The following is a 10,017-nucleotide window of genomic DNA, read 5'->3' on the forward strand; positions in this document are numbered from 1 at the left end:
TGTGGCGGCCCTTATCCGCCGCTTCCACGAGGCCAAGCTTTCGCGCGCGAAAAGTGTCATAGTCTGGGGTACCGGCACGCCGCGACGCGAGTTCCTTTATGTCGACGACATGGCGGATGCCGGCGTACACCTGATGAAGAGCTATTCCAGTGCCGAGCTTGTCAACATCGGCACCGGCGAGGACATAACCATTGCCGAATTCGCCCGCCTGGTTGCCGAAATCGTCGGTTACAGCGGCGAGATCTGTTTCGACCCCTCGCGTCCAGACGGTACGCCGCGCAAGCTGCTCGACGTCGGAGCCTCGCTAATCTCGGCTGGCGCGCTACGACGTCGCTCACGGACGGATTGAACTGTGCTTACGAGGCCTACTTGTCAAATAGATAGATGGGTCCGTCTCCACCACATCATTTCCTGTGTTAGCTGGCGGCGCTATTCAATTTGCATGCTGGAGCTGTTGCAGGGGGCGCGGCCCATATAGTCGGTTGACGTCGAGCTCGGGCGGATTCGATCACAAGCAGATGACTCTGATCGCGCGGAGCTCTAGACAGTCGCGCACGCCTTATTTAAAGCGGAGAAAGGTCTGCGACTTGCAACGCTCAAGGGTGGCTGAATATCGGAAATTATTCATCTCGTTGTCTATGAAGAAAAGACTGTAAGCCCAGCGTTTTGTCTGCTCCGTGGCTCCGCTTCGCAGGCAGACGATCCACGGGATGGACGAGTTCGCGGGCGCTGGGATTGGTGCCGATATTTCCAGCGGTGGTTGAAGCTTCGCCTGGGCTGCTGCGGCTTTGAGATAGTTGATCACAGTTGGGGCCGATAGATCTGGGGGGCTGTTTGGGTAAGCTGCGGAAAGGTCGGCAGTGGATGAACAGGCTGCGAAAGAGGCAGCGACTGCGATCGCGAACAGGGTACCAGACCAGTGACGGCGGGCGTGGCTGGGAAACGATACTGAATGATCCAGTGTGTCTCTCTCGCAACATCAGAATTGTTCCGTCGATCGTCGAACGGCCTGTGTCTTCACAGGGAGCCGAATTCGGCCTTTGATGATGGCCGACCCGGGGAAGAGATTTACCGGACATCTTTTTAAGTGAGGCTCAAGAGGCCGTTTCTTGAGTGCAAGCGGTCCCTTGTTTGTGGGAGGGGCGTCGATGCCAACGCAGATACGGACTGTCGCCACATCAATTGCCTGGACCGTGATCGTGGGCGTCATCATCCTCTATTTGATTCTCGGTCCGAGCTAAGCTGCGCGCCTATGTTTCGATGGTAGCATGCAAAGGGTCACTGATATCGAGAGATGCAAGGTGACGAAGAAAAGCCTCCCGACAGCGGTACAAGGCGGTTTCATGTCAATGGGAGTTGGACTGGCACCCCCGGCGTCCAAAGGGAGCTCTGATGGAACGTTGGTGCAGCCGTGGTCATCGTGGGACGGACGGTGATCACGGTCGCGGCGCCGTCACAGTCGGGGCCCTCCACATCAAACCTGCGAGGACCAGGGCGGACGGACGTAGGGCTCGCTGCATCAGGTTGATTCCTTTGTGAAAGCAATGCGAGCCGGCTTGAACCTCATCAGAGGTGAGTCAGCGCCCTTGTTCCACGCCGAAACACACGATCCGCCTTCATGGTCGCGAAGCACCGCCGGATTGGTTCTGCAGCAGCGAACTGTACCTCGTTCTCGATCGGATATTCGGTTGACCAGGGACGAAGTTGGCCGGGTCCTGCATTCGACGACGGCTGCTGATCTCCTTCAACAAGAACAGCCGTCTCAACTGTGCTGCGTTCATTAGCGTTTCGAATAGCGTGAACATCTCACGGGCCTGCACATATACTTCCACGCTAATGCTGTGCTGATCGAAGCCATATGATGCGAGACGTGCTTCGATCTCGTCTGCCGCAATGCGATCGAGCCGCCAATCGAGCGCGTTCTGAGTGATGTAGCGTTCGGCGTCATGTTTGAAGTCAGGCACGATGCCGGGCACATCTATCCGACGAAGCGTCATCTCAATTGCTTTTTGTCGATATGATTCCAGCAGCTTGTGCCGCAGAATTCGATAGCGCTGCATCTCCCAGGACAGCTCCGCAACATCAATGGCAAGCAGCCACTCGATGGCCGATTGGGGGGCTATGTCGCGGAAGATGACGGTCTGGAGCGCGCGATAATGGTCGATGCTTTCTCCAGGCAGAAGTTGCGGAGCAGGACACAAGGCCTGAAATTCGGCTGGAATAGCGGATGTGGTTGCGGGCGTGGCGTTGCTCAAGGGGCCATTCATTGGCGTGTGACCTCCGGCCGGCCCTGCGATGTGGTGTCGAAAGTGGCCACAGTAGGATTGGCGTGGTCATGAACAGGGCTGGTTGCCCATAATTCGTTCGCGACAGGCGAGGGCGATATCTGCATATCGGCCCACCACGCCTTTTCGTTGCCATGCCGATGCAGGGCCTGGTGATGAGAGCGGCATAATGGCACGGTGAATTCGTCGCTGACCTTGCGCCCGAGTGCTCGCGGCTGGGCGAACTTGAGGTGGTGGGCATCGGATGGAGCCTGCTTGCAGACCAGGCAAGGCTGTGCCCGGATAAAAGCAAGGTGGGCCTTGCTCCGCTTGCGCGGGGGCTCTTTGGGGAAGGCGAGGCCGCTCCCTGGCTGATCCGCCGGCCCGTCCGAGCGTGAGCCTGGGATAGCGGCTTGGGAGAGGGAAAGTTCTTCCGCCGGTTCTTGTCCGGGGGCGCTCTCAGCCTCAGATGATGGTAGATGAGTTTCGGTCTCAAGGCGGGCCGTCTCCTCGAACCTCACCAGATAGGCCGACTCAAGCGCCCGGGCATCCGCCTCTAGCAGGGTGTTTTTCAAGGGAAGGCTGGCTTTGGCCCAAGCCAAGAGGTCGTCAGTATTCCCCGCGGCCGCCAACTCGGGCAGCAGCCGCTCCCGCAGCTCAGCCGATTGCTGAGGTTTCAGGACAGCCGGTCGGTTCAAGACGGCTTTGGCAGGCTTTCCCTTTGGGCCGGGAGCCATTTGCGGCTCGGCGGCAGTGGGAGGGCCGGCGATTGCATCGGGAGCGTCGAGGTCGTCCTCACCGGCAATGCCAACCAGAGCAAATAGGGCGTAGCGACGGGCATAGGTCAATGAGGCACCCATCCGATGTGGCGCCTCGATTTCCTTTGCCGCGCAGACCGGCCAATCGGAGGAGATCCATTCGCCGGACGCATGGGCCAGCAGGGTCGTGAGACGCACTTGGCCGCTGCTGGAGTCGATCCTTGTGGTCTGGACGGTTGCGATCTCCTGCTTGCTGAGGGGCTTGCGGACAAGGTCTAGGCCGGAGGCCAAGGAGGCGTAGCGGAAGGTCCGGTCGTCCTCCCGCGGGAAGGGGGACCGTATCACCGCCGTCAGGGTCTTTTCCGGGTTGGTTAGCTCGGCCTGCGCCCGGGCGAGGGCGCCCGCGATCGCCCCGATCCGCTCACTGGATTGATGCATCGGAGGCCTCCACAGCGAGAGCGTCGAAGCTGATGGCCCCGGACTTGGAGCGTTTGGCCTTGATCCCGTGCCCGCTTGCCTCCTTGACATCCTCGGGCACGAGCTTCTTCAACTCAGCTTTGGAGAGCTCGTGCGCCCCGTGGGCGTCCTTGGTGCGGAGATAGGTTGCAGCGAACTCGCCCCAAGTATTGGACGAAGACATATCGACGACCTTAACGGCCTCCAGCCTTGGTCGCGGCGTTTCGATGTTGAAGAGCAGAGGCGTCTCGCCGCTCTGAACGCAGCGCCAAAATTTCTTCTCGGCGGTGAGGAGCAGATGCTGATAGAGCGGATCGGCGTGGATTTTGATCTCAACCCATTTGCCACCGCCGGTGATGATCGAGAGAACGGCGCTGCGGGACGCTGTGACCCACATGTTGTGCTGCAGCTGGGCCATATGTTTCTCGGCCGCGGCTTCCTCTGTAAAGGCCCAAGGCAGCATGAACTTGGCCTCGAACACCGCTCCAGTCTGCTCGACCATGCCATCGAGTGTTGCCGCCATCCATTTGTGCACCGGATGCCGAACCCTCTTCTGGATGTCGGAGATGGTTTGTCCTGTTGAGCGGTGGTACCAGGCGCGATTGAGGACCTCTGTTATCGTGCCGAGCTGGACGATGAGATTATCCGAGAGATCTTCTGGTGCGACCTCTCCACGTTTCTCTTGCCAAAGGCGGATGAGCTTGTCCTGATCATCACCCATGATGACACGTGCATCCGAGCCGCCGATGAAGTGGCGGCGGTCATTGGGGTTGAACCTGATGATGTGATTGGGCGCATCGGCGCCGTTTGTTTGAACTGTTGTCACCGGTATCTCCTACGCAAAAACAAGCGGCTTCATTTGCCGCACTGCCTGAAGCCCCGCGTCCGCGAGGCGAGATACCGGCGCTAGGATCGCAGGTGGCGCCCGGTCGAATCAGTAACGCTCCAATCGCGAATGAAGGCCAGTCCTTTCTGCAGCAACAATCTTGCTCGTTTTAGCGACAGGAATCGCTCTTGTTCTCACGGGCTTAGGGCAGGGACGGGACGAGGCTGACCGGTATAAACCGACAAAACGAAGCCAATTCACGCATGAACCGCAAAGATCTGGATACAAAAGGCGCGCTCGCCGAGAACGATTGTCCGGTCGCATGACATGTTGAAATGAAGCCGTGATTGTCGGAAGATCGTGGGTATTGCCTCCAACTTGGGCCCCTGAGACTTGAAGCATCCGGCAGTATTTTTCGATCGTGATGGCGTCCTCAATGAGGACGACGGCTACGCTTTCGATCCCGGCCAGATCCGGTGGGTGGAAGGAGCGCAAGAGGCCGTCAAAGCAGTCAATGACGCCGGGTATCTTGCGTTTGTCGTGACGAACCAATCAGGAATCGCGAGGGGGTTTTACGAGGAGCGGCATGTTCGCAATCTGCACGAATGGATGTCGCGTGAACTTGCTATGGTTGGTGCGCGTATCGATGCGTTCGAATTCTGCCCCCATCACCCCGATGGTCTGATTGAGCGTTACCGTGTCCTCTGTAGCTGTCGTAAGCCGCAGCCGGGCATGATCAGAGCCCTCCTTGAGCGGTATTCGGTGGACATCGATGCTAGCTTCCTGGTCGGTGACAAGCAGAGCGATCTTTCTGCGGCACACGCGGCCGGAATAGCCGCCTATCTGTTTGATGGATCAAACCTACATACGTTCATTGCGCCGTTGTTGCGGGATCCGTCGTATCCTCCGTCGCATCGCCGAGGCGCGGTAACCGAGGATTGAGGCCGTGGTCTTCGATAATGCGGATCGCTCGACTGCGAAATAGTGAAATCAAGGAGGCAAGTTGGCGTCAAAGCGACAAATCGAAGCCAATCGCGCAAACGCAGCGAGGAGTACCGGGCCGCAAACAAGCGTCGGCAAAACAGCATCGAGCCGCAACGCCTATCGGCATGGCTTATCTCGTTGGGACGAACCCCGCCGGTTCTGGTTTCGATGCAGTCTTTGCGGAAGGCTTCAAAGGTACGGACATGCATGTCGCAGTCCAAGATTTGGCTCAAGCTAGGAGCCGCCAGGATCGCCTGCGAGCTCTTAGGTTAATTCTGATGTTGGCGGTGATCGAGGGCGCGGAACCAAAGCAAATGAGATATTTGTCGAGCTTGGAACGGTATGAGAAGGCTGCTCTCTCGCGGCAACGGCGGGGGCTCAAACATTTGAAGCGGAATGCCGGATGAGAAACCACGAGCTGAGTAGGAAACTGGCAGTGTAGGGTCTCAGGCCGGAGAGCGTCGCGCCGATTGGACGGGCTGCTAGTATTCAATTCTTGGAGGCTGCATGAATTACATGTTCCCACTGCTGGCTGTCGCGATCACCATCGGCCTGTTTGTGCTCTACGCGACGGTGCGGCAGAACTTGGGTCGATCCCGCCGCGCGGATGAGGTTCCTCATTGGCCGGATTCGAGCCTGAGATAGCGATCGAGCGTCCATTCACATGCGCAGGGGCATCGAAAAAAAATGCGCTTGCGCCGTCGGGCAAAGGAACAGATAGAGCCTCCTTGGAAGGAGCCGTTTTCGGTTGAGGAAAAGATGAGACGAGCGCTTGCCATAATGATGATGCTACTCTTGCCGACGTCCCTGAACGCCGGATCAACGATCGTGGGCGCGGGCTCGCAATCTTGTACCGCTTGGCTGAATAGGAAGAAGAACTTAGTCGTAAAGGCAGCTTTTGAATCCTGGGTCGTGGGCTTCGTCAGCGGGTTAAACGTGAGTGCTGAGAGGGACATTGTCGGCGGCGGCGACTTCTCCGCGATCGTTGCTTGGATGGACCGGCGCTGCAAATCTAATTCTTCAGATCAAATTGGAGTTGCAGCTCTGGACCTAGCGATGGAATTGGCTGGTAACGCGGCGAAGCGCTGATCTGCTGGACACGCCAGTTGACGCTGAGGCCGCTAACGTCCTTAGCCTGGCCGTGAATCACGGAGACACATGTGCGGATCAAGCTACCCGAGACAGACCTCAAGTCAGCGCAAAGCCTTGGTAGCATTGAGCTCAAAGACGAAGGCGGCGGACACGTCGGCCAATACTTCTTCGGAAAGGGGCACGGCCGGACGGTCTTCCTATTCGGGAAGTACAAGGGCACGTTCAAGACCCACGCTGAGTGCCAAGCCTTCATCGATGGCGTGATCGCTGTGATCGATGGCAACCGCGGGTCCCGCGGCGTGGCGACTAGTTGAACCGAGTTGAGCGACTGGAAGCTTGCGGATGTCGCGCTGCCTACTCTGAAAGGCAACTGAAGGTTTGCGCAACGTCAGACTTTGCAGCTTCACGTCGGTTGACGTGCGACCTGCGACTGTATGAGAAGCCACATCGTCATGGCCGCGGCAAGACCCGTGGCAATTAAATACGCGGGCGACATGTTCCACCCGCTACCTGCGAGCACTAAATAGCTCAGCAATCCTCCAATCGAAACGGTGAAGCCAAGCCAGGCAAGCTTTGGGAAATGAAATCCACGTTCGCCGCGCCAAAGATCAAGCACGAGGTAGAACACGAGAAAGGTGTTGCCGAGCGCCGCCGGCAGCAAACCCATGATGATACCGCTCTCGAATCCAAGATAGGATAACACGCCGTCAACCTGAGCAATCACGGCGAACGGCAAATAGCGCGGATTGATGCAGGCCAAGGCGATAGACGCGAGCTCAAAGGCATAGAAATAACGCTCATGCATCTTCGGAAGCAAGTAGGGCATGAGCATGAGCGAGACGCACGCGGCGAGCAGAATGAACTCTGGGCCCGTTCGTTTGGAACGCGCGATGAACATTGACAAAGCAAGTCCGCTCACAGCCGCAAGCACCAAGCCGATGGCGACTCCGATCTCGTACGGTGTACCCCCAGCCAATACCCAGATGTTCGCTGCATTCATTGTGAGGCGATGGAATGTGTGAGCTTGCTCTAAATAGACACCCGCTACGGAGGCTAAGGATCTGCCAGCGACGAAAACCGGAATGGCGAGAACCACGTAAATCCCGGGAACAGCGGCGAGCCATGCTGGGTGGATCCTGCGGCGCATTAGCACGCCCAACACTAAGGGCCCTAGAAAGACGCCCTGGGCCTTCACCGAAACCGCCGCCGCGAATGGCAAAACGCCATTTCGGTCCCGCATGAACAGGGCTACGGAGACCAGCGTGAAGAACGTCCAGATCGAATCGGCCTGTGCCCACATTGCGCCGTTGAAGAGCACCGTCGGCGCCAGCCAAACAGCGCAGAAGGCCAAGGCGGTGCGCAATGGCACCCTTGTCGCTCGCCAGACGATCCGGGCGATAGCGATCGCGCAGCCCAACTCGAAGACGGCCGAGATCGCTTTCACGAGGGACAGTGGCTGGCCCAGCCAATCAAATCGCGCGGCAATCAGCAGGAGGTAGCTGTAAAACGGGGTGTAGTTGGTGAAAGGTTCCGCCAGCGCGCCGATCCCGTGATCTCGAGCAAAGCAATACCACGGGATCAGGAACTGAATGGCGTCGTCGGTGGCGTGCTCGCGCACGAGGTAACGGAGCCCAAGGCCTGCAAACCCGCACAGCATCACCAGAGCGATCGGAAGCCGCGAGTTCGTGTCGCCTGAACTGATGCGGCGGCGGGACACTGGCGACGTGTCCATCCCAACGGTCTTATTTATCACGCGATACTCTTGCTGGCGATTTTCTCGTTGTGATCACACTGTAGCGGCTAACAATGCAAAGGTTGTATGAGCAGGGTGGGTGCAGCTCGCTGACTGCCTCTGAACGAATTGTTTGGTTACCGAAACCTTTAGAGAATTGGCGCCCATCGAAAGGGACTCGCAGCAGGAGAGTAAGCCAGCATTCAACCGGCTTCAGGATCCTCAGGTTTTGCTGTTGGGGAAAAGGGCATGGGCTAAAGGTTTGGATTTAAGTGCTGCGCAACGTTGGTGACGCGCGATGAGAAGCTGATCGAGGCGCCGACTGACTTCGATCACGGACAGGACATGCGACGGGCCGATCTCAATGGCGTCCTCGGCACGGCCCCTTGTTGCGCGTAGATAATGGCGCGCAATTCGGCGTAAAAAGTTGGCGGCTCGTTAGCTAGAGGCTTTTGAAGCTTTTGGCGGCCGACCAAGTTTGGGTCGTGGTAGCCCTGATCTGTCTGGAAGCGGAACGACAAGCAGCCGAAGCTGCATTGCCGCGAGGACCTTCAAAATTCGGCTGAGATGTGGATCTACGGCGCCGCCGAATGTTTTGTACATTGTTCTACGCTCGATCCCAGCCTCCCTCGCCAGGGAGGAGACATTCTGGGCCAGCACGGCTTCTTTCAATGCAAGGACGGCTTCCTCGAAGCGATTGCTGGCTAGGCCTTGCGTTAGTCGGTTTGCGATCCCTTCGGGATCATCGGGTGCCGTCCCGCTCGGTGCAGTCTGCACCTCAGAGGGATCCGACCGCACCACGCTGGCCTGTACGTTGAGCGCATCAAAGAGCCTTAGGATGCGGCTGAGCTGAGGGTCGATTCGACCCCCGAATGTTCTGTACAGGGCATCCCGTCTCAAACCAGCGTCCCGCGCTAACATCTGCACGTTTTGAGCTTGCATAACGCGGCTGAGAGCCGTCCGCGCGGCATCAAAGTCGTTTTCCCTCATGCTTTCAGTTAGATAGACGGCTGTGGCCGCTGGATTGTCGCGGAATAATTCAGCCAGGATTGCCTTGTTGCTAGCCAGCATCGCCCATCGATTGCCCGTCACTGTGGCCCTCGGGTTACAGCATTTTGGGCCGTTTGGGATAGATTGCCCAAGACATCGACGCACACCGCTTGGGGATTTTTGTGATGAAGAAGATTTTGTTTGCTCTCACCGCGATCGCGGCGATGACTGGTTCAGCCTCGGCCGCTGACCTGGGCGCCCGTCCCTACGTGAAGGCCCCGATGGCGGCGCCCGTCGCCAACTGGACCGGCTTCTACATCTTCGGTGGCGCCGGCGGCGGCCTCTCTGCTGCGGACCAGCGCGTCCAGACCACGGTCGGCGCGGTTCCGCTCACTATTGATCAGCGTCAGGGTGGTTCGGGTTGGTTCGGCACCGTTGGCCTCGGCTATGACTGGCAGTTCAGCGGCACCTGGGTCGCCGGCGTGTTCGCTGACGGTCAGTTCGGCAGCATCCGCGCCACCATCCAAGATCCGACGGTCGTTGGCGGCCTCACCGGTACGCAAAAGCTGGAAGACTCTTGGGCCGCAGGTGTGCGCCTCGGCTGGCTGGTCGCTCCGAACGTTCTCTCCTACGTCAACGGCGGTTACTCTGGCGCTCACTTCGGCCAGACCAATTTCATGACGCTCGCCGGCGTTCCCGCGGGGATCCACCTCAACAGCTATAACCGCAACGGCTGGTTCATCGGCGGTGGCGTCGAGAACAACCTGAATATCTTCGGCATCCAGTCGCCCGGCTGGTTCATGAAGACCGAGTATCGCTCGGCCTTCTACAACGCCAAGACCTCGAACGAGCTCTTCGATGTCACGAACACGCTGGTTGGCCGCGATATCCGCGCCAACAGCTGGAACCAGACGA

At 58.4% G+C, this 10,017-nt stretch carries 10 protein-coding genes and 1 pseudogene; 6 read left to right on the forward strand and 5 right to left on the reverse strand.

Features of this window, described 5'->3' with window-relative positions:
* Positions 1–384 (forward strand): annotated as a pseudogene (locus IVB47_RS06960) (NAD-dependent epimerase/dehydratase family protein); the annotation flags it as partial.
* A gap of 1,232 nt (positions 385–1,616) precedes the next feature.
* Here IVB47_RS06960 and IVB47_RS06965 read toward each other — a convergent pair.
* The 3 genes from IVB47_RS06965 to IVB47_RS06975 are packed head-to-tail and all read right to left on the reverse strand — an operon-like array spanning position 1,617 to position 4,304.
* Positions 1,617–2,255, reverse strand: coding sequence for a hypothetical protein (locus tag IVB47_RS06965; protein WP_247460669.1), 639 nt, complete (start codon positions 2,253–2,255; stop codon positions 1,617–1,619).
* A gap of 8 nt (positions 2,256–2,263) precedes the next feature.
* On the reverse strand, positions 2,264–3,460 hold the full coding sequence (locus tag IVB47_RS06970; protein ID WP_247460671.1) for an ERF family protein: 1,197 nt from the start codon (positions 3,458–3,460) through the stop codon (positions 2,264–2,266).
* Entirely contained in the window at positions 3,444–4,304 is an 861-nt protein-coding gene (locus IVB47_RS06975; protein ID WP_247460674.1) for a YqaJ viral recombinase family protein, read from the reverse strand. Before IVB47_RS06975 ends, IVB47_RS06970 begins: the two co-directional genes overlap by 17 nt.
* A gap of 393 nt (positions 4,305–4,697) precedes the next feature.
* Between IVB47_RS06975 and IVB47_RS06980 the strand changes: the two genes are divergently transcribed.
* The 4 genes from IVB47_RS06980 (at position 4,698) to IVB47_RS06995 (ending at position 6,694) form a co-directional block, all read left to right on the forward strand.
* Complete coding sequence (locus IVB47_RS06980) at positions 4,698–5,246, forward strand: HAD family hydrolase (RefSeq protein ID WP_247290233.1); 549 nt, start codon at positions 4,698–4,700, stop codon at positions 5,244–5,246.
* Between the two features lie 549 nt (positions 5,247–5,795).
* The gene (locus IVB47_RS06985) at positions 5,796–5,933 is read left to right on the forward strand and encodes a hypothetical protein (RefSeq protein ID WP_247290231.1); all 138 of its coding nucleotides are present in this window, start codon (positions 5,796–5,798) and stop codon (positions 5,931–5,933) included.
* Between the two features lie 135 nt (positions 5,934–6,068).
* The gene (locus IVB47_RS06990; RefSeq protein WP_247290229.1) at positions 6,069–6,377 is read left to right on the forward strand and encodes a hypothetical protein; all 309 of its coding nucleotides are present in this window, start codon (positions 6,069–6,071) and stop codon (positions 6,375–6,377) included.
* A gap of 71 nt (positions 6,378–6,448) precedes the next feature.
* Positions 6,449–6,694: a hypothetical protein gene (locus IVB47_RS06995; protein WP_247290227.1), complete on the forward strand. Its 246-nt coding sequence runs from the start codon at positions 6,449–6,451 to the stop codon at positions 6,692–6,694.
* A gap of 89 nt (positions 6,695–6,783) precedes the next feature.
* Here the strand turns inward: IVB47_RS06995 and IVB47_RS07000 are convergent, their stop codons facing one another.
* Together IVB47_RS07000 and IVB47_RS07005 are read right to left on the reverse strand one after the other, a co-directional pair.
* On the reverse strand, positions 6,784–8,112 hold the full coding sequence (locus IVB47_RS07000; protein ID WP_247460676.1) for a hypothetical protein: 1,329 nt from the start codon (positions 8,110–8,112) through the stop codon (positions 6,784–6,786).
* Between the two features lie 438 nt (positions 8,113–8,550).
* A complete protein-coding gene (locus tag IVB47_RS07005; protein WP_247460678.1) occupies positions 8,551–9,204 on the reverse strand; it encodes a transcriptional regulator in 654 nt (217 codons plus the stop codon).
* Positions 9,205–9,287: 83 nt separating this feature from the next.
* Here IVB47_RS07005 and IVB47_RS07010 point away from each other — a divergent pair.
* On the forward strand, positions 9,288–10,017 hold a 730-nt coding region (locus tag IVB47_RS07010), incomplete at its 3' end, for a porin family protein (protein ID WP_247460679.1).

The sequence above is a fragment of the Bradyrhizobium sp. 62 genome, assembly GCF_023073035.1.
Classification (GTDB): Bacteria; Pseudomonadota; Alphaproteobacteria; order Rhizobiales; family Xanthobacteraceae; genus Bradyrhizobium.

Excerpts from the sequence above, each read along its gene's own strand:
- IVB47_RS06970 (WP_247460671.1), bottom strand. The coding sequence starts at position 3,460 with ATGCATCAATCCAGTGAGCGGATCGGGGCGATCGCGGGCGCCCTCGCC.
- IVB47_RS06985 (WP_247290231.1), top strand. The coding sequence starts at position 5,796 with ATGAATTACATGTTCCCACTGCTGGCTGTCGCGATCACCATCGGCCTG.
- IVB47_RS06990 (WP_247290229.1), top strand. The coding sequence starts at position 6,069 with ATGATGATGCTACTCTTGCCGACGTCCCTGAACGCCGGATCAACGATC.
- IVB47_RS07000 (WP_247460676.1), bottom strand. The coding sequence starts at position 8,112 with ATGGACACGTCGCCAGTGTCCCGCCGCCGCATCAGTTCAGGCGACACG.